This window comes from Actinoplanes sp. CA-030573 (assembly GCF_050951115.1).
In the GTDB taxonomy this organism is placed as follows: Bacteria; Actinomycetota; Actinomycetes; order Mycobacteriales; family Micromonosporaceae; genus Actinoplanes.
The window spans coordinates 4724199-4743509 of the sequence record NZ_CP192038.1; the positions used below are offsets into that span (position 1 = coordinate 4724199).

Genomic DNA, 19311 nt, shown 5'->3' on the forward strand with positions numbered 1-19311 from the left:
GCCAGGGATGGGCCGCCTGGAACGAGCGCCAGGCGGCCGGAGCCGGTGAGCGTCAGAAGAGGCCCAGGCGGAACACCTCGAAGCTCGCCGCGTACTTGGTGGCGAGCCGGGCGCCGGTCTGGCGGGAGAACCCCTCCAGGAACTCCTCGGCGTCGAAGTCGCCCGAGCCCAGCCCGCGCAGGTAGGCCTCGTGCGCCTCGAGCGACCGGACGCCCTGCTCGAACGTCTCGGTGGTGTCGGCCGCGTGCCGGGCGCGGGGCGAGCCGGCCGCCCACACCTCGCGCACCCCGCCCCACTTCTCGAGGCCGTCCTGCTCGATCTGCTCGCGGAACACCCACCGGTTGGCCGCGTCCCGGACCGCGTCGAGCACCGCCTTGCCGGTGACGATGTGGTCGGACATGTTCAGGGCGTTGCCCTCGTCGTCCCAGCTGTCGTGGAAGTTGCCGGTGATGACGATCTCGGGCCGGTGCCGGCGGATCACCCGGCTCAGCTCGCGGCGCAGCGGCACGCCGTACTCCAGCACGCCGTCGGGCAGGCCGAGGAACTCCACCTCGGAGACACCGACGATCGCGGCCGACGCACGCTGCTCCCGCTCGCGCAGCGGACCGGCCTCGGCCGGGTCGATGCCGTCGATGCCGGCCTCGCCGCTGGTGAGCAGCACGTACGCGATCTGCTTGCCCTGGCCGGTCCAGCGGGCGACCGCGGCGGCGGCGCCGAACTCGAGGTCGTCGGGGTGGGAGACGATGGCGAGGCCGCGCTGCCAGTTCTCGTCCACGGGCTGCAGCGGGTGGGGCACGGTGGGAGCGTCAGCGGTCATGCGCTCCATCTTGCTCGGCCTGTCCAGTGCGGGACGGGCCGCCGGCGCACCCCAGCTGGTCGCGGCGGCGGGCCAGGTGGGCGGCCTCGGCGGCGTTGCCGGACAGCTCGATGGCCCGGTCGTAGGCGGCGAGCGACTCCTCGCCGCGGCCCGTCCGGCGCAGCAGCTCGGCCCTGGTCGCGTGGTACGGGTGGTAGCCGGCGAGCCGGTCGCCGAGCCGGTCGACGGCGGCCAGCGCCACCTCCGGCCCGTCCAGCTCGGCCACCGCGATCGCCCGGTTCAGCGCGACGACCGGGGACTCATCGAGCCGGACGAGCTGGTCGTAGAGGGCGACGACCTGCGACCAGTCGGTGTCGCGCACGTCGCGGGCCGAGGTGTGCACGGCGTTGACCGCGGCCAGGATCTGGTAGCGGCCCGGCGCCACGCCGCCGGCCAGGCGCTCGCGCACGAGCCGGTGGCCCTCGGCGATCAGCTCCCGGTCCCAGGCGCCCCGGTCCTGCTCGTCGAGGGCGACCAGCTCGCCGGTGGCCGAGACCCGGGCGGCGCGGCGGGCCTCGGTGAGCAGCATCAGCGCCAGCAGGCCGGCCACCTCGCCGTCGGCCGGCAGCAGCTCGCGGATCAGGCGGGTGAGCCGGATCGCCTCGCCGGTCAGCTCGTGCCGGAGCGGCTCGGCCCCGGCGCCGGCCCCGGTCGCCAGGTAACCCTCGTTGAAGACCAGGAACAGCACGGCGAGCACCCCGGAGACGCGCGCCGGCAGATCCTCGGCGGCCGGCACCGCGTACGGGATGCGGGCGGCTTTGATCTTGTTCTTGGCCCGGGTGATCCGCTGTTCCATCGCGGTCTCGCGAACCAGGAAGGCACGCGCGATCTCGGCCACGGTCAGCCCGCCGACCAGGCGCAGGGTCAGCGCCACCCGGGTCTCCATGGCCAGCGCCGGGTGGCAGCACGTGAAGATCAGCCGGAGCCGCTCGTCGTCGATGACGCCGATCGGCTCGGGCGGCTCGAGGTACGTCATCCCGGCCTCCCGGTGCTTGTCGTCGCGCTTGCTCTCGCGCCGGATCCGGTCGATGGCCCGGCGCTGGGCGGTGGTGGTGAGCCAGGCGCCCGGGTTCGGCGGGATGCCGTCGGCCGGCCACCGCTCGACCGCGATCGCGAACGCGTCGGCCGCCGCCTCCTCGGCGATGTCCAGGTCGCCGAACCGCCGGGCCAGGCCGGCGACCACCCGCGCCCACTCCTGACGGTGGGCCCGGGTGATCGCCTCCTCGATGTCGCTCACCGGAACGGCCGTACCTCGACCTTGCGGTTGCAGGCCTTCGACCCGTCGGCGGCGAGCTTGAGTGCCACGTCGAGATCGGGTGCCTCGAACACCCAGAAGCCGATGATGAACTCCTTCGACTCCAGGAACGGCCCGTCGGTGATCAGCGCCGCGCCGGCGCGGTTGTCGATGACGGTGGCCGCGTCCGGCCCCGCCAGCCCGCCCGCGAAGACCCAGTGGCCGTCGGCCTGCACCCGGTCGTTGAAGACGTCGATGGCCGCCATCTCCTCGTCGGTGGCGAGGGCCGTGTTGTCGTTGATCACGGAAACCAGGTACTGCATCTGAAGATCATCTCCCGCGTCTGGGGCGCCCTCGTGGGCACTCTCTACCGGTACTACGAACGCCGCGGGCCCGGGCCGACACCGCGCCCCGGAATTATCTCCGGCGGCTCAGAGGCCGAGCGCCTGCCGGAGGAAGCGGTCGACGGTCTCGAGCGTGGGCCGGCCGGTCCCGGGGGCGGCCTCCCGGCCGGCGGCCGTGCGGCGGACGGTGGCCACGGCGTGGGACGGCGAGACGATGCTCTTGTCGTGGCCGGCGCCGGGGACCGAGTAGAAGGTGGCCGGGGCGCCCGCGGCGTGCAGCGCGTCGAAGAGCAGCCGGCTCTGGTGCAGGGGGACCAGGCGGTCCTCCTCGCCGTGCGCGATCAGGAACGGCGGGGCGTGCTTCGCGACGTACGTGATCGGGTTCGCTCTCTGCACGGCCGAGGGGCAGGTCAGGATCGGGCAGCCGAGCAGGGACGACTCGGGGGAGCGCGGGTCGGCGTGGCAGGTGGTGAGGCCGAAGTTGCGGTTGAGCTCGTCGCAGGCGCCCGGCAGCATGTGCGCGTCCATCTGGGCGAAGTCGGTCGGTCCGTAGAGGTCGACGACCGCCTGCACGTCGCTCGGGTAGCCGCCGACGCCGACCCGGCCCTCGAACGCGGGCCCGGTGAGGCCGGCCATCGCCGCGGTCCAGCCGCCGGAGGAGTCGCCGAGCACGGCCACCCGGCGCGGGTCGATGCCGAAGCCGGCGGCGTGCTTGCGCAGCCAGCGGATGGCCGCCTTCACGTCGTGGACCTGCGCCGGGAAGCGTGCCTGGCGGCTCGAGCGGGTGGAGACGCCGGCGACCACGAAGCCGGCGGCGGTGAAGAAGGGGGCGAGGCTCTGCGCGTACGCCTTGCCGTCGTCGCCGAACCAGCCGGAGCCGCCCATCACGATCAGCAGGGGCCGCCGGTTCGCGGTGCGCCGCCCCGGCAGGTAGAGGTCGAGCAGGTGCCCGCGACCCACGGTGGCCGCATACGAGATGTCCGGAAAAATGCGCATCTCGCGCCCGGACGACGCGGGGGCGGGCGTGGCGGCGATCAGCAGGGCGACGGCGGCGAGCAGACCGGGGAGAACGCGACGACGAGCCATGGCTCCTCCTTCGGTCGATCGTCCCCCGCTATGACCGTTCCTGGCCAGGGTGATCTTCCGAGTCAAGGCATGGAGAGACGCCTATGTCCGTTTTTTCTGCGGCGGAAGATCTGATAGGCCTGAGGGGTGGCGACAGGGGAGGAGCGACCGTTGCGGGCTCTGGTGGTGCGCGGGGGATGGGAGGGTCATGAGCCGGTCAAGGCGACCGACATGTTCCTGCCCTTCCTGGAAAGATCCGGTTTTGCGGTACGGGTGGAGGAGTCCCCGGCGATCTACGCGTCGGCCGCGGACATGGCCGCCGTCGATCTGGTCGTGCAGTGCATGACGATGTCGACGATCGAGAAGGAGGAGGTCGCCGGGCTGCGGGCGGCCGTCGCGGCCGGGACCGGGTTCACCGGCTGGCACGGCGGCATCGCCGACTCGTACCGGGCCTCCTCGGACTACCTGCAGCTGGTCGGCGGCCAGTTCGCGACCCATCCGAGCAAGGAGCCCGGCCGCTGCCGCGGCGACGCCTCCGACAACTTCCTGAAGTACCGCGTCTCGTTGACCGAGCTCGGCCGATCGCATCCGATCACCGCCGGGCTCGACGACTTCGAGCTGGAGACCGAGCAGTACTGGGTGCTGCACGACGACCTGATCGACGTCCTCGCCACCACCACCCACCCGGTCGCGCCCTGGCACCCGTGGCACCGGCCGATCACGTCCCCGGCGATCTGGACCCGGGAGTGGGGCCGGGGCCGCATCGTGGTCACGACCCCCGGGCACAGTCTCGACGTCCTCGAGAACGGCAATGTCCGTACCGTCATCGAAAGGGGCATGCTGTGGGCGACCCGCACCGCGTCGGGATCGTAGGCGCCGGCTTCATCTCCCGGGCCTACCTGTCGACGCTGGCCGGTCACCCGCGGGTGGCGATCGCCGCGGTCGCCGACCTCGACCCGGATCGGGCGGCCGCGGTCGCCTCCTCGCTGCCGTCGGCGCGCGCGATGTCCGTCGACGAGCTGCTCACCGGCGGCGAGGTCGAGACGGTGCTCAACCTGACGGTGCCCGCGGCGCATGCTCCGGTCGCGCTCGGTGCCGTTTCCCGCAAGCTTCACGTGTACGGCGAGAAGCCCCTGGCCGCGACCCTGACCGATGCGCGTGCGATGGTCGCCGCGGCGGCCGCCGCCGGGGTGACGCTCGGCTGCGCCCCCGACACCGTGCTCGGCACCGGCATCCAGACCGCGCGGGCCGCCGTCGACGGCGGGGTGATCGGCCGCCCGGTCGCCGCCTCGGCCGTCATGGTCACGCCCGGACACGAGCGCTGGCACCCGGACCCGGACTTCTACTACCTGCCCGGCGGCGGCCCGCTGCTCGACATGGGCCCGTACTACCTGACCGCCCTGGTCCAGCTGCTGGGCCCGATCCGGGCCGTGACCGGCGCCGCGAGCCGCCCGCGGTCGTCCCGCACGATCGGCAGCGGCCCACGCCAGGGCACGACGATCCCGGTCGAGATCGACACCCACGTCACCGGCATCCTCGAGCACACGTCCGGCGCGCTCTCCACGATCACGACGAGCTTCGACGCCGTACGCACCACCGCGTCCCCCATCGAGATCCACGGCGACCGGGGCTCCCTGGCCGTACCCGACCCCAACAAGTTCGACGGCGACGTCCGCCTCTTCGAGCTGGGCGCCACCGAGTGGCGAACCCTGCCCCCGTCGGCCGGCTACACCGCGGCCGCCCGCGGCATCGGCCTGCTCGACCAGATAGCCGCCGCCGAGCCGCGCGCGACCGGCACCCTGGCCCTGCACGTCCTGGACGCGATGACGGCCCTGCTGGAGTCGGCCGCCGCGGGCCGTCGCCGGGAGCTGACCACCACCGCCGAGCGGCCGCCCCTGGTCCCGCTGACCCCGGTCGAGGAGTGGACCGCCGCCTGATCGTCCTGCCGCTCTGCTTACCGTCGTCCTGCCGCCCATCGTCCTGCCGCCCATCGTCCTGCCGCCCTTTCGTCCTGCCGCCCTTTCGTCCTGCCGCCCTTTCGTCCTGCCGCCCTTTCGTCCTGCCGCCCTTTCGTCCTGCCGCCCTTTCGTCCTGCCGCTCTGCTTACCTCCGCGCGCCCGGATGCCGGGTTAGGCTGCCGCCATGACCGGGCAGCTGCGTGCGACCATTGCCGCGCTGCCGGTAGCGCCCGGCGTCTATCGGTTCCGCGACGGCGCGGGCCGCGTGCTCTACATCGGCCGCGCCACGCAGTTGCGCGGCCGGGTCGCGTCCTACTGGGGTGACCTGCGCGACCGCCGTCATCTGCGCCGCATGGTCCCGCAGATCGCCCGCATCGAGGCGGTCGCGTGCGACTCGGTCCACGAGGCGGCCTGGCTCGAGCGCAACCTGCTGGAACGCGCCAAGCCCCGCTGGAACCGCATCCGCGGCGGCACCGAGGTCCCGGTCTACATCCGCCTGCACGAGGTCGCCGGCACCCCGCGCCTGGTCCTCGCTCACTGGCCGCTCCCGCCGCTCGCGCCGGCCCGGCCGGAGGGCGAGGCCCCGCCCGGGCCCGCGCGGCCGGACGGCGAGGTCCGGCCCCAGCGTCCCCGGCCGGACGGCGAGCCCCTGCCCGGGCCTGCCCGGTCGGATGGCGAGGCCCGGCCCGGGCGTCCCGGGCCGGACAGCGAGCCCCTGCCCGGCGCCGGCAAGATCTTCGGCCCCTATCTCGGCGGCGCCCGCGGCCGGCTGGCCGTCTCGGCGCTCGACCGCCTGTTCCCGTTGCGCTACACCGGCGACCGGCTCGACGGCGGCCTCCGCGACCTGGCCCGCATCCGGGGTGTCGCCCGAACCGACCGCGCCGCCTTCATCGACACCATCGCCGCGGTGCTCGGCGGCGACATCGGGGCGGCCCGTGGCGTACGGGAAATGCTCGAAGCCCACCGCGACCGCGCCGCCGGGAACCTCGCCTTCGAGCTGGCCGCGCGCATCCAGGAGGAGATCGAGGCGATGGAGTGGATCGTCGCCGAGCAGAAGGTCACCCGCCTGGTTCCCACGCCCGACCACGACGTCCACGGCTGGTCGGACGGCTTGCTGGTCCGCTTCCGCATGCGAAAAGGTCGCTTGGACGGGTGGGAACAACGCCCGAGCTCGTACGCGGCGGCCCGCCGCCACCTCGAGCTGACGCCCGCCGAGTGGGTCGCTTTCGCCGGCCGCAACGCCGCCCTGGCCCGCAGGCTGCTAACGCCCTGACCGACGCGGCTGCGGCCGGCCCTGCGCCCGCATTGCTCCTGCGCGGCTCGCACTGTTCCTGGCCTGTCCGCGTGCCCGTGCTGCTCGCGCCCCGTGCTGCTCGCGCCCCGTGCTGCTCGCGCCCCGTGCTGCTCGCGCCCCGTGCTGCTCGCGCCCACGCTCCTCCTGCGCCGGGTCCTGCCCGCGTTGCTCCAATCCGCGTCGCTCGCGCTCATGCTCTCCGCGCCCACCGCTCCGGCCTCGCGCCAAGACCTGCGGCCTAGCCTCCTAGGAAGCTCAAGACAGCGTGACGCGGCCAACCGCCGCCGACTCCGGCCGCGGCGCTCAACCGGGGCGAGGCGGTGCTGGGGAGCCGCTCAAACGATCACGGCGCGGCGGTTGGGGCCGGTCTTGAGCGCGGGCGAGCGGGTCGACGATCGCGGCACGGCGGTGGCGCCGGTCTTGGGCGCGCGCGAGCCGGTCGACGACGAGAACGGGGCGGTGCGATCAATGTTGACGACGCGACCTCGGTGGGGCGACAGCACGCGACGCGGGTCCGGGGGAGACCCGCGTCGCGTGTGGTGGGGGGAGTTGGTCTTGAGGGGCGGTCAGCCGGCCACGGTGATGGTGAACGTGTCGACGTCGGCGCCGTCGGTTTGGGCTGTGGCGGGGCCGCCGTCCAGCCATGTCGTGGTGGTGCCGGTGCCCAGGAGGCCGGTGGGCGTGCCGGCCGGCGCGGTCAGCACGAAGTCGAAGGCCCGCGTGTCGCGCTCCGCCAGCTGGCCGCCGGCTACGCCGCAGGTGGAGGCGTTCTCGCCGGGTGCGACGGGCAAGCGGTCGGTGCCTAGGACGCAGGCGTCGGGCGGCTCGATGGACGGGTAGTCGACGCCCGGCGGGACGACGATCGCGGCCGACAGGTACGCGTGCGGGGCGTCGGTGCCGTTGCGGACGCTCACCGGGACCCGGCCCGCGAACGTGCCGTCCGGCCGGCGGGTGAGGGTGACGTCCCGGGCGGTCACGGTGAGGGCGGCGGCGGTGCTCTGGGCGTACGGCCGCGGGTTGCGCACCGACCCGGTGACGGACCGGAAGATCGCCGCGAAGTCGGCCGTGGAGCCCTCGACCGTGACCGTGCCGTGCTGGGGAGCGATCTGCGGGTAGACCCGCGGGCGGGCCGGCGACCGGAACCGGACGGTGACAACGCCGGTGCCGCCGGGGGCGATCGCGGCGTCCAGGGAGCAGATGGCGATGGCCCGCTGGTCGGGCGTGTGGTCGAGCGTGCAGCCGGAGGCGCCCTCGATGGTGTCGATGGTGGCCGGCAACGGCTCGGTGATCAGGACGCTGCCGAGGAAGGGCTCGGCGGTGTCGTTGTGGATGGTCGCCCGCACGCTGCCGGTGTGTCCGTGGCGCCCGGGCTCGAGAACCAGCGGGCCGGCGGTGACGGTGACGGCGGCGGCGGCGGCGGGGGCGGCGGCGGGGGCGGGGGCGGCGTGGGCGCTGACGGCGCTGGTGGCCAGCAGGGTGGCGGCCGTGACCGCGGTGACGCTCGCGCGCAGGAGGGTGCGCATGTGGAGGTGCTCCCGTTCATCGATCCCCGTGAGGCCATGAGATGCACGGCCATCGATTTCCAGGGACCTTAACAGGTGATCCGCCGGCCCTGCACCGCGGGCGGTCGCCGAAGCGCGACCGCCCGCGGGCCGGAACGAACTACATCAGCGCACCGCGTACGCCCGAAGCACCGTCTGGCTGACGGTGTTCCCCTTGGTGTCGGTCGCCGCCACGCGCAGCGACGCGAAGCCGGCCGTGCGCGGGTGGTCGACGATCGCCACCCGGTGGTCGCCGGATCCGCGGACGGCGGCCCGCTTCCAGGTCTTGCCGTCGTCGTAGGACACCTGCACGGTCAGCGACCGGACCGCGCCCGCCGCCGAGCCGGGCTGCCGCTCGACCGTCAGCGGGATCTCGAAGCGGCATCCGCGCGCCGCGGCGCCGGAGCTGTCGAGGCGCGGGCTGAACCGGACCGTGGAGACCGGCAGCCGCTGGAAGTCCTCGCCGGCCACGTGCGCCGACTTGAACGTCCACGTGCCGCTGACCGAGGTGGAGAGCGTGTGCGGCGCGCCGCGGGTCGAGGAGGCCTCGAGCCGGTACGACGCCTTGCCCGCGGGCACGTCGTAGTCGGTGCCCTCGCCCACCTTCGTGCCGTTGCGGTAGAGCACGACCGAGTCGGTCTCGGTGGTCGAGCCGCCGGGGTGTCCGGCGCCGTCGCCGAACATCGGCACCACCGCGATGATGTGGTCGGCCTGCCGGCTCACCCACAGCCCCACCCACGGCGGCTGGGTGACGTTGGGCCCGAAGACCGCCGTGTTCCACGCCTGCGGATAGGTGCGACCCGGCTTGTACGCGACCCGGCCGCTGGTCTGCTCGCTGAGCCACTCCGGGAACTCGTCGCCGACCGCCGGCAGCTGCTGCATGAAGTCGCCCGACCAGGGAGCGTCCGTGTTCACGTACTCGGTGCGGTGGAACGGCAGCTTGAACGGCAGGAAGGTGGTCCAGCCGCCGCCGTTCTCGGTGTACTGCGCCATGTTGCCCTTGGCGCCCTCGGCCCCGGTCGCCTCGGCGGCGAACGTGGTCTTGAGCGTGGCCAGGTCGGACAGGCGCGGGGCCCGGGTCAGCCCGGCGAAGTTCCGGCCGGGGCTGAAGTACGCCAGGTCGGTCGTCCACGGGCTGTTGCGGAACGTCCCGTCGGCGCCGGGGTCGGCGAACGAGCCGTTGACGCTGCCGAGGAAGAACGGCTTGGACACCTCGTTGATCCGGCCGGTGTACAGGGTGTCGAACGCGTCGCCGATCAGCGAGACGGACATGCCGAAGTTCTCGGACGTCCAGTCGGAGTTGATCGCCGCGAGCAGGGTGCCCGCGTTCTTCTGGGGCGCCTTCACCCGTACCGGCTTGGCCTTGGTGCCGTCGATCTTCAGGGTCATGGTGTGGTCGACGACGACCTCGGGCGCGACGAGCTGCCCGGTGGCGACCTCGCCCTGGTGGATCCAGGCGAACACGCCGTAGCGGCCCTTGGGCAGCCGGAACTTCTCGACCGGGTTCGCCGAGTAGCCGTCGAACTCGAGGAAGGTGTCGAGGTTGAACAGCGCGACGTAGTGGTCGGTGCTGGGCTTGCCGTCGAGGCCGGTGACCGGCACGGTGACGTCGTAGCTCTCCACCTCGCGGTCGACGCCGAGCGGGGTCTCCACCCGTACGCCGCCGGCCGCCGTCGCGGTGAGGTAGCCGCCCAGCGGCCCGTCGGTCAGGCTCGCGTCGCGGGTGTCGGCGGTGACCGTGGTCGAGGCCGTCCCGCCGGCCGGCACCGTCAGCGTGGTCTTGGCGACGGTGAACGGCTTGCCCGGCGCGGCCAGCGACAGGGTGACCGCGGCCGGGCCCGAGTTGCGGTAGGTGACGGTCCTGGTGACCGGCTGGTCGTCGCCGTGCGGCCAGCGCTGCAGGCCGAAGCTCAGGCTGCCCTCGTCGGCGGTGACCGTCTGGGTGATCTCACGGGCCACGTCGACGCGGCCGGCGCCCTGGTCGAACGCGTTCACGCCGGCGGTCGGCTTGGCCGAGCCCATCAGCGTGTTCTTGCGCAGCTTCGACGACCAGCCCGGGTGCTCCTGCACGAGGATCGCGGCCGAGCCGGACACGTGCGGGGTGGCCATCGACGTGCCGGACAGCGACACGTAGCCGTCGACCGGGGCGGGGTCGCCGATGACGCCGTTCTTGGCCTTGGCCGCCACGATGTCGACGCCGGGCGCGGTGATGTCGGGCTTGAGGCCGTGGTCCTCGGCGCGCGGGCCGCGGCTGGAGAAGTCGGCCAGCTGGTCGTCACGGTCGACGGCGCCGACCGAGAGCGCGGCGTCGGCGGTGGACGGCGAGCCGACCGAGCCCGGGCTGCCGTCGTTGCCGGCGGCGATGACGAACAGCGTGTCGTACTGGGCGGTGAGGTCGTTGACCGCCTGCTCCAGCGGGTCGATCTCCGGGGTGTCCGGGCCGCCGATGCTGATGCTGACGACCTTCACCTGCGGCGCGGCCCAGGCCATGCCGGCCAGGATCGCCGAGTCGTCGCAGAACTCGGTCTCGCAGACCTTGCCGATCAGCAGCTTGGCGCCGGGCGCGACGCCCTTGTAGCGGCCGCCGGACGCGGCGCCGGAGCCGGCGATGATCGAGGCGACGTGCGTGCCGTGCCCGACCTCGTCGTCGACCGTCGGCGCGCCGGTGAAGTTCGCGGTTCCCACGATCTTGCCCGCGAAGTCCGGGTGGGTCTGGTCGATGCCGGTGTCGAGGATGCCGACGGTGACGCCGGTGCCGTCGTAGCCGGCCTTCCAGGCGGTGGGCGCGCCGATCTGCGGCACGCTGTGGTCGAGGGTGATCTTGCGCTTGCCGTCGAGCCAGACGCGCTGGACGCCGGGGCGCAGCGAGCGCGCGGTGGCGGGCCCGGCGGTCAGCGAGGACCACAGGGACTGCCGCTCGGCGACGTCGGCGTGCACGGCCAGCGCGCCGACGGCCGGGATGTCGCGGGTGACCTGGGCGCCGCCGGCGGTGAGCGCGCTGCGGGCGCTGCTCGCGCTGCTCGCGTCGTTCTTCGGGTACGAGACGAGCAGCTTGAGGTCGCCGGTGGCGTTCAACAGGCTGACGTCGAACAGCCGTTTGTCGAGCCGGCCCGCCCGCAGCAGCGGCAGGGCGTCGGACGGGATGACGTAGCGGTGCCCGCCCGATCGCTGGGTCATGAACCTGATCTTCGACCGGCCCGGTCCGGGCTGGACGGAAGCGCCCTGGCCGTGGACGGTGACCCGGTCGCCGGTGATCAAGGTGACCGACGTGGATGATGTGGCCTGGCCGGCCCGGTCGGCCGTGCCGGCCGGGCCCGCTCCGCCGGTGGCGGGCGGTGCGGCCGCCGCCGGTGCCTGCAGTGCCGCGACCACCAGGGTCGCGGTCAGTAAGACGGCCGGCAGTCTTCGTCGACGCATCAGGTGCCTCCCCGTGCCGGGACCGTCCCGGCTCCGGATAGACCCTGGCAAATACTTGCGGCGCCGTGTGCCCCGGAGTCCGCGTTTGCCGGAATTCGGAACTTCACGCCCGTCTTACGGCGCACGCCCTAAGAAGCTCAGCAACTGGTCTCCCGGCGATGCGCCGGGCGGCGCCGGGCGCGGGCGGTCGAAGCGGCCCGGCCGGTCACCCGGCCGCACCAGCACCACGGCCAGGTCGAGCAGCTCGTCGGCGAGGGCGGCCGGGATCGGGCGCGGGTCGCCGCACGCGCGCGCCACGTCCCAGCCGTGCACGGCCAGCTCGATGGCGCCCGCCCCGGCGAGCAGCGGCGCATTCAGGCGCGCTTCTTCCGCCCGTACGGAGGCGGCGCCGCAGGCATGAGCCCAGGCACCGACCAAGCGTGCCGCGCGCTCCCGGGCCGTGGCGATCACCTCGGCCGCGTCCGGCAGCGGGACCAGCGACACCCGCCCCGACGCCGCCTCCTCGATCGCCGCCATCGAGTCGATCAGGTGCGCCAGCAGGTCCCGCAGATCCCAGGCGGCGCACGGCGTGGGACGTGACAACAGCGCCGGCGTCACCAGGGAGACGCTGCCGAGGCAGAAGGCGACCGCCCGTTCCAGCACGGCCACCCCGGCCCGCAGCGCCGTGTCCATCTCAGACCGGGATCGATTCCGGGAGGCCGAAGGTGGCGAACAGCCGCAGGTCGAAGAAGCTCGACACGTGGCGCACGCCGTGCGGCGCGAGGGTCAGCACGGGCAGGTTGAACGGCCGGTAGGTGTCGCCGTCGCGCATGTAGAGGCCGAACGCGTGCTGGCCGTTCGCCCGGGTCGGCACCAGCTTCATGTCGCCGGGTCCCTGGGCCGGGCAGCGCGTGTCGATCAGCCGGGCGATCGTCTCCGGGCCCTCGTACCAGCCGGCGAACGGCGGCATCTCCCAGGTGGCGTCCTTGGTGAAGATGTCGACGAGCGCCGGGATGTCCTTGGCCTCGAACGCGGCCACGAACCGGTCGAGCAGGTCGCGCTCCTCGGCCTCGGTCGGCACCGCCACCTCGTCGGCCGACACGGTGGCCTGGGCGAGCTGGGCGCGGGCCCGCTGCAGGGCGCTGTTCACCGAGGCGGTCGTCATGCCGAGCATCTCGCCGACCTCGGCCGCCGGCCACTGCAGCACGTCGCGCAGGATCAGCACGGCCCGCTGCCGGGGCGGCAGGTACTGCATGGCCGCGACCACGGCGAGCCGGATGCTCTCCCGCTGGGCGACCACGCCGGCCGGGTCGATCAGCGCGTCCGGCACCGGCACCAGCCAGGGCACCTCTTTCTGCTCGTTGAGCGCGTCGGCCGGGTCGGAGCTGGGCGCGCCGAGCCCGATCGGCAGCGGGCGCCGGCCGCGGGACTCCAGCGCGTTCAGGCACGCGTTGGTCGCGATCCGGTGCAGCCACGTGCGCATCGAGGAGCGGCCCTCGAACCGGTCGTACGAGCGCCAGGCCCGCACGTACGTCTCCTGTACCAGGTCCTCGGCGTCGTAGACCGAGCCCAGCATCCGGTAGCAGTGCGCCAGCAGCTCCCGCCGGTACGGGTCGGCCTGCTGAACGAATTCGGTGTCGGTGTCCACGACGCGCCTCCTCGTAAGTACCGACCGCTCTCCGCGCCCGGACTCATCGCTGCGCCGCCGATGAGTTTCGCCGGCGGCCCCGGTCTGTCCTGGCGATCCTATTGAGTGGAGGAGACCGTGAGCCTGTCCGACCGTCGCTGGATCGCGCTGCTGGTGCTGTGCGCCGGCATGTTGATGATCATCCTGGACGTGACCATCGTGAACGTGGCCCTGCCCGCCATCCAGGCCGAGCTCGGCTTCACGCAGTCCGGGCTGGCCTGGGTCGTCAACGCCTACCTCATCCCGTTCGGCAGCCTGCTGCTGCTGGCCGGGCGCCTGGGCGACCTGATCTCCCGCCGCGGCGTCTTCGTGGCCGGGCTGATCGTCTTCACCGCCGCGTCCGCGCTGTGCGGTGTGGCCGGCAGCCAGCAGATGCTGATCGCGGCCCGCTTCCTGCAGGGCGTGGGCGGCGCCGCCACGTCCGCCGTCATCCTCGGCATGATCGTCACGATGTTCCCGGCGCCGGCCGAGCAGGCGCGCGCGATCGGCGTCTACAGCTTCGTGGCGTCGGCCGGGGGAGCGGTCGGCCTGCTGCTCGGCGGCGTTCTCACGTCGGCCGTGAACTGGCACTGGATCTTCTTCGTGAACGTGCCGGTCGGCGTCGCCACAGTGCTGGCGGCCCGCCGCCTGATCCCGCACGACCGGGGTCACGGCCGCGGCGCGGACGTTCTCGGCGCCGCGCTGATCACCGGAGCCCTGATGGCCGGGGTCTACGCCGTCGTCTCTGGATCATCGAATAAACTCGGCCCGGGGGCGCTCGCCATCATTCTCCTGGGAGCCTTCGTCGTGCGCGAAGCCACCGCCAAGTCGCCGCTCGTCCCCCTCCGGATCTTCCGCTCCCGCACCCTGACGTGTGCCAACCTGGCCCAGCTGACCAGCGCGGCCGGCATGTTCGGCATGTTCTTCGTGGGCGTCCTCTACTGCCAGCACGTCCTCGGCTACGGCGCCCTGCGCATCGGCCTGGCGTTCCTGCCGGTGACGGTCGTGATGGGCGCGCTGTCGCTGCGATACACCGAGAAGCTCATCTCCTCCTACGGCGCCCGCCGTCTCGTGATCGCCGGTCTGGCCCTGGTGGCGGGTGGTCTGGCGTGGTTCGCCCGGGTGCCGGCGGACGGCTCCTACGCGACGGACGTGCTGCCGTCGATGCTGCTGCTGGGTCTCGGCGGTGGGCTGGCGTTCCCGGCGCTGGCCGCGCTGGCCATGTCGGACGCGACGCCGGAGGACGCGGGCCTGGCGTCGGGCGTGTTCAGCACGACGGCCGAGGTGGGGTCGGCGCTGGGGCTGGCCGTGCTGGCGACCTTGTCGGCGCAGGGCTTCCGCACGTCGTTCGTGGCGGCGACGGTGATGGTGCTGGTGGCGCTCGGTATCGCGGCGTCGATCTCGTCGACGCGGACGAAGGCGGCCGAGCGGGAGCTGGTCGCCGCTTGATCGCGGCGCCGCCCGCGATCTTGATGATTTGCCGCATAGGGGGAGCGGCAACTCATCAGTGTTCTGGCGGGTGAGGAGCGGGCGGGCGTGGTGGCGGCGGCCCTGGCCGGATCTTGTTGAGTTGCTGCACCCGCCGGACGGAGAAGTTCTCAAGATTCGCGGGAGAGGCGGCGGTGCGGGGGCGGTGGCGCGGAGTGGGGGCGGTGCGGGGGGCGGTGCGCGGGCGGGCGTGGGCGGTGCTCGGGCGGGGCCGGTCGCGCGGGGCGTGGAGCGGGGCGGCCGTGATGCGGCGGGCTCCGGAGTTCGAGTTCGGTCGAAGAAGCGGCCCGCCACCCTGAACCCCACACGGTTACCAGTCCGTAAACTTCAGCATGACCGCGCTGCTACCTGAGGTCCATCGGCCGGCGCACCACGGTGTGCGCGGGCTGCGCCGCAAGGGGGTGGCCCTGGCGGCTACCGGTGTCACGGTTCTTGTCGCTCTCGGGATGCTGGCTCTCGCCGTACCGGTGCCCGGTCTCGAAGGTTTTCTCGGTGACCGCGTCCGGCAGCGCGTCGGTGACCAGGTCGCCTGCCCGGGAACGCTGCCGTCCCGGCCGGAGGTGACCGTCGGCGGTGACGGGCCGCTGCTGCCGCAGGCGCTGCGCGGGACACTCGGCGAGCTGCGGGTCAGGGTGCCGGACGTGACGCTCAGCGGAGTGCCGCACGCCGCGTTCGCCGCCACCATGAAGGACGTCAGCCAGCCGGACGGGAACAGCACGCACGTCGGGAGCATGGACGCGGAGATCACCGTTGCCTTCGCGAATCTGCCGGCGCAGGGGCAGGCGACCAGGCCCTCCTTCCATCGCGCGCCCGATGGCGGGCTCACGGTCGACGTGGTGATGCCGGCCGAGGCGGCCGACAACGTCAAGGCCCGGCTCTATCTCACGATGAGCGTGCAGGGCGAGACGGTGCGCTCGGTGCCGCAGCGGCTGGAGCTCTTCGGCAGGACGGTGCCGGCGGGGCAGGTGAGCGATCTGACCGGCGGCGTACGCACGGAGAAGCTCCCGCATCTGCCGGACGGCGTGGTCTACAAGTCGATCACGCCGCGCGCCGACGGCCTGCACGTCGCGCTGGGTGGGGTGTCGACGACGCCGCTGTCGGCGCTGCCTTCCACGGTGGGCGGGCGGGACGTCACCTACACGGCGGCGGACGGGCTGCTCGGCATCAACACGTCGGCGATCGGCCTGCCGCTGACGATCAAGACGGAGCCGGTGCTGTCCGGGACCACGCTGACGCTGACGCCGCGTAAGGTCCACATTCTCGGCGGCGACCACGATCCGGGCGACGCGATCGCCAAGCTGGTCCTCGCGCAGACGGACAAGAGCTCCCTCAGCCGTACGCTGCCCGCGCTGCCCCGTGGGGTGTCGTACCGCTCGGTCACGGTCGACCCGGGCGGGATCCGGCTGGTCATCGACGGCGTCACCGTGAAGCCGTTCTCGGCGCTGTCCCAGCCGGCCGGGGACCACCCGACCACGTTCGGGGCGGCGGGCGGGCTGCTCACCGCGACGCAGAAGGGCGGCTCGGGCGAGGCCACCCCGATCACGCTCTACGGGCGGCCGGTCATCCGCGGCGCCACGTTGGACATCGCGCCGCGGCAGATCCAGATGTTCGGCATCCGGTTCCCGGCCGCGAAGGTGCTGGCCGAGGTGTCGGCGCAGCAGACCACGTTCCCGCTGCAGAAGCTGCCGGCCGGACTGGCGTACGGGAAGGTGGAGGTCCTGCCGACCGGCCTGCGCATCCGTCTGTCGGGCCGGGACGTCACCCTGGCGCGCGGCAGTCTCACCGGCGGGTCCTGCTGACGGGGTCTTCCGGCCCGGCCGGCAAAAGGGTTAAAATGCGCATCACCCCCCGGCTCATCGGGCTCCCGGGCCGACAACGGTCGCCCCTGCTTCACGGATCCCAGCCGGCGTGCTGTTCATATAGATGGCTTTACCGACCTGAGTTTCCCGCGTGTCGGTGCGGATCTCAGCTTCCGCCGTTCCGGTGGTCGAGCTGAGCCGTGCGCCCTCTCGACCGGTGTCGAGAGGAGTCCGGGATGGAGCCTGCGATCTGGCTCGCGATGAGCGCGTCGCTGGTCGGCGCGGCCGGCGCGGCGTTCACCGTGTGGCGGGAGAAGATCCGCGCCCGCAGCCGCCGGGACAGCCTGCACGAGGCCCTGCGCAAGACCCGCCCGGCCGACCGGGCCAAAATCATCGAAGCGCTGGCCAAGTACGAGCGGCAGCCCCCGGACGCCCGGAAATGATCGTCGCGCGGCCGTCCGGCCCCACCCGGTCACTGGGTGGGGCGACGTTAGCGCGGGGGTACGACAATCTCGCGCCACCATCCACAGCCTTCACGGCGGGCTTCACGGCCGGCGGCGATCAGGCGGTGCGGCTGCGCCACAGCAGCCAGACGAAGTAGGGCGCTCCGATCATCGCGGTCACCAGGCCGGCGGCCAGCTGGGTCGGGGCCAGCACGGTGCGCCCGAGGGTGTCGGCGACGCTGACCAGGACCGCGCCCAGCGCCACCGCGACCGGGACGGATCGGGCGTGCTTCGCGCCGGTCAGGGCCCGGGCCGCGTGCGGGGCGACCAGGCCGACGAAGGCCAGCGCGCCCACCGCGCAGGCCGCGGCCGCGGTCAGCACCGCGGCCAGGGCCAGGAACGCCAGGCGCGCTCGCGACAGCGGCACGCCCAGCACGCGCGGAACGTCCTCGTCCAGTGCGATCAGGTCGAGCGTGCGGGCGCCGGCCAGGGTCAGTGGCATGGCGGCGAGCAGGACCAGCGCCACCGGGATCACCTGGCCGGTCGTCCGGCCGTACGTCGAGCCGGCGAGCCAGGTCAGCGCGGCGCTCGTGTTCCACGGGGAGACGACGACCACCAGCAGCGTGGTCAGCGCCGTGGCGGCCGCGCTCACGCCGATGCCGACCAGCACGATCCGGTCCGGCGCCGGGCCGCGGCCGGCCGCCAGCCGGTAGACCAGGGCGAACGTGGCGAGGGCGGCGACCGTGGCGGCGGCCATCGTCGGCCAGACGCCGAGGCCGGGCAGCAGCAGGGCGACCGTCACCGCGCCGGCCCCGGCTCCCGGCGTCACGCCGAGCAGGCCGGGCTCGGCCAGCGGGTTGCGGCAGACGGCCTGGACGATCGCGCCGGCCAGGGCCAGGGCGGCGCCGCCGAGCAGGGCGGCCAGCACCCGGGGCAGGCGCTGGTCGAGGACGAACCCGACGGTGCGCCCGGCCCGGCCCTGCCACCAGTTCGCGACGTCGCCGAGCAGCACCAGGCGGTCGCCGAACAGCAGCGCCGCGACGAACGCGGCGACCAGGGCCACGGCCAGCACCACCCCGACGGTGACGATCCAGCCGCGGGAGCGGACCGACCCGTGTGCGCCGCGCGCGGGTGCGGCGGCCGGGCCGCCGTCGCGCAGGCCGCGGGCCAGCCAGACCAGGACGGTGGCGCCGGCCAGCGAGGTGACGACGCCGGTCGGCACCGAGATGGCGGCGTCGGCCGGCAGCACGGCGCGCAGGAGCACGTCGGCGCCGACCACCACGATCGCGCCGGCCAGCGCGGCGAACGGGAGGAGCAGCAGGTGGGCGCCGAGCCCGGGGACGCGCCGGGCGATCAGGCGGGCGATGACCGGCGCGCACAGGCCGGCGAAGCCGATCGGGCCGGCGACGGTGACGGCGGTGGCGGCCAGCAGGACCGCCACGGTCACCGCGAGGACCCGGGTACGCCGTACGTCCACGCCCAGCACCCGGGCCGGGTCGTCGCCCAGGGCCAGCACGTCGAGGCGGTGGGCGAGCAGCAGCACGAGCAGAAGGCCGGCGGCGACCAGGGGAGCGGTCATCCTCACCTGGTGGCCGCCGGACTGGACGGTGGTGCCGCTGCCCCACGCGTACAGGCCGACGGTGTTCTGCGAGAACAGCATCAGCAGCACGACCGTCAGCGAGTTGAGCGCGAGCGCGACCGCCGAGCCGGCCAGCAGGAGCCGGGTCGGTCCGGCCGCGCCGCCGCGGGACACCAGCAGCACCAGGCCGGCGGCGAGCAGGCCGCCGGCGAAGGCGGTCAGGCCGTTGAGGAGGAACGGCAGCGAGACGCCGAAGGCGGCGACCGCGACCACGGCGACGTAGGCGCCGGCGTTGACCGCCAGGGTGTCGGGGGAGGCCAGCGTGTTGCGGGCGACCGACTGCAGGACGCCGCCGGCGATGCCGGCCGCGATGCCGACGAGCAGGGCGGCGGCGAGCCGGGGCAGCCGGCTCGTGACCAGCACGGCCACCGCCTCGGCCCGGTCGCCGTCCGGGTGGGCCCAGGGCAGCAGGGCGTGCAGCAGCTCGCCGGCGCCCAGGCGCGCGGTGCCCTGGGTGAGGTGCACCGCGGCCAGGACGGCGAGCAGCACGACCGTGCCCGCGAAGACGGCGGCGACGCGGGACGTCCGGCGGTGCTCCGCCCGGGGCCGCGCGACGGTGGGGGCGGTGATCGTGCTGGTCATCGGGGT

At 73.7% G+C, this 19311-nt stretch carries 15 protein-coding genes; 6 read left to right on the forward strand and 9 right to left on the reverse strand.

What is annotated here, in order from left to right:
- Positions 1-52: 52 nt before the first annotated feature.
- The 4 genes from ACQP2F_RS21925 to ACQP2F_RS21940 all read right to left on the reverse strand — a co-directional run bounded on the left by ACQP2F_RS21925 (position 53) and on the right by ACQP2F_RS21940 (position 3520).
- Positions 53-817 (reverse strand): PIG-L deacetylase family protein, encoded by a 765-nt coding sequence (locus ACQP2F_RS21925; protein ID WP_433306859.1) that lies wholly within the window; start codon positions 815-817, stop codon positions 53-55.
- Positions 807-2093 carry an RNA polymerase sigma factor gene (locus ACQP2F_RS21930; protein WP_433306861.1) on the reverse strand — a complete coding sequence of 429 codons (1287 nt, stop codon included), beginning with the start codon at positions 2091-2093 and terminating at the stop codon, positions 807-809. The genes ACQP2F_RS21925 and ACQP2F_RS21930 overlap by 11 nt, the downstream gene beginning before the upstream one ends.
- On the reverse strand, positions 2090-2413 hold the full coding sequence (locus tag ACQP2F_RS21935) for a YciI family protein (RefSeq protein WP_433306863.1): 324 nt from the start codon (positions 2411-2413) through the stop codon (positions 2090-2092). Before ACQP2F_RS21935 ends, ACQP2F_RS21930 begins: the two co-directional genes overlap by 4 nt.
- A 108-nt stretch (positions 2414-2521) precedes the next feature.
- The gene (locus tag ACQP2F_RS21940; protein ID WP_433306865.1) at positions 2522-3520 is read right to left on the reverse strand and encodes an alpha/beta hydrolase fold domain-containing protein; all 999 of its coding nucleotides are present in this window, start codon (positions 3518-3520) and stop codon (positions 2522-2524) included.
- 150 nt (positions 3521-3670) lie between these two features.
- On the opposite strand from ACQP2F_RS21940, the gene ACQP2F_RS21945 reads away from it, so the two are divergent.
- From ACQP2F_RS21945 to ACQP2F_RS21955, 3 genes are all read left to right on the forward strand, one after another.
- Entirely contained in the window at positions 3671-4372 is a 702-nt protein-coding gene (locus tag ACQP2F_RS21945; protein ID WP_433306867.1) for a ThuA domain-containing protein, read from the forward strand.
- Positions 4342-5436, forward strand: a complete 1095-nt coding sequence (locus ACQP2F_RS21950) for a Gfo/Idh/MocA family protein (RefSeq protein ID WP_433306869.1) — start codon at positions 4342-4344, stop codon at positions 5434-5436. Before ACQP2F_RS21945 ends, ACQP2F_RS21950 begins: the two co-directional genes overlap by 31 nt.
- A gap of 205 nt (positions 5437-5641) precedes the next feature.
- A complete protein-coding gene (locus ACQP2F_RS21955; protein ID WP_433306870.1) occupies positions 5642-6730 on the forward strand; it encodes a GIY-YIG nuclease family protein in 1089 nt (362 codons plus the stop codon).
- A gap of 587 nt (positions 6731-7317) precedes the next feature.
- Here ACQP2F_RS21955 and ACQP2F_RS21960 read toward each other — a convergent pair.
- From ACQP2F_RS21960 to ACQP2F_RS21975, 4 genes are all read right to left on the reverse strand, one after another.
- Positions 7318-8274, reverse strand: coding sequence for a hypothetical protein (locus tag ACQP2F_RS21960; RefSeq protein WP_433306872.1), 957 nt, complete (start codon positions 8272-8274; stop codon positions 7318-7320).
- 144 nt (positions 8275-8418) lie between these two features.
- A complete protein-coding gene (locus ACQP2F_RS21965) occupies positions 8419-11709 on the reverse strand; it encodes a S8 family peptidase (protein WP_433306874.1) in 3291 nt (1096 codons plus the stop codon).
- A gap of 114 nt (positions 11710-11823) precedes the next feature.
- Complete coding sequence (locus ACQP2F_RS21970) at positions 11824-12381, reverse strand: TIGR03086 family metal-binding protein (protein ID WP_433306877.1); 558 nt, start codon at positions 12379-12381, stop codon at positions 11824-11826.
- Between the two features lies 1 nt (position 12382).
- Positions 12383-13336, reverse strand: a complete 954-nt coding sequence (locus ACQP2F_RS21975) for a sigma-70 family RNA polymerase sigma factor (RefSeq protein ID WP_433306879.1) — start codon at positions 13334-13336, stop codon at positions 12383-12385.
- 117 nt (positions 13337-13453) lie between these two features.
- On the opposite strand from ACQP2F_RS21975, the gene ACQP2F_RS21980 reads away from it, so the two are divergent.
- The 3 genes from ACQP2F_RS21980 to ACQP2F_RS21990 all read left to right on the forward strand — a co-directional run bounded on the left by ACQP2F_RS21980 (position 13454) and on the right by ACQP2F_RS21990 (position 17084).
- On the forward strand, positions 13454-14803 hold the full coding sequence (locus ACQP2F_RS21980; protein WP_433306880.1) for an MFS transporter: 1350 nt from the start codon (positions 13454-13456) through the stop codon (positions 14801-14803).
- Positions 14804-15174: 371 nt separating this feature from the next.
- On the forward strand, positions 15175-16641 hold the full coding sequence (locus tag ACQP2F_RS21985; RefSeq protein ID WP_433306882.1) for an LmeA family phospholipid-binding protein: 1467 nt from the start codon (positions 15175-15177) through the stop codon (positions 16639-16641).
- A gap of 236 nt (positions 16642-16877) precedes the next feature.
- Positions 16878-17084 carry a hypothetical protein gene (locus ACQP2F_RS21990; RefSeq protein ID WP_433306884.1) on the forward strand — a complete coding sequence of 69 codons (207 nt, stop codon included), beginning with the start codon at positions 16878-16880 and terminating at the stop codon, positions 17082-17084.
- A 118-nt stretch (positions 17085-17202) separates the two neighbouring features.
- On the opposite strand, the gene ACQP2F_RS21995 is transcribed toward ACQP2F_RS21990, so the two are convergent.
- Positions 17203-19305 carry an iron ABC transporter permease gene (locus ACQP2F_RS21995; protein ID WP_433306886.1) on the reverse strand — a complete coding sequence of 701 codons (2103 nt, stop codon included), beginning with the start codon at positions 19303-19305 and terminating at the stop codon, positions 17203-17205.
- Between the last annotated feature and the right edge of the window lie 6 nt (positions 19306-19311).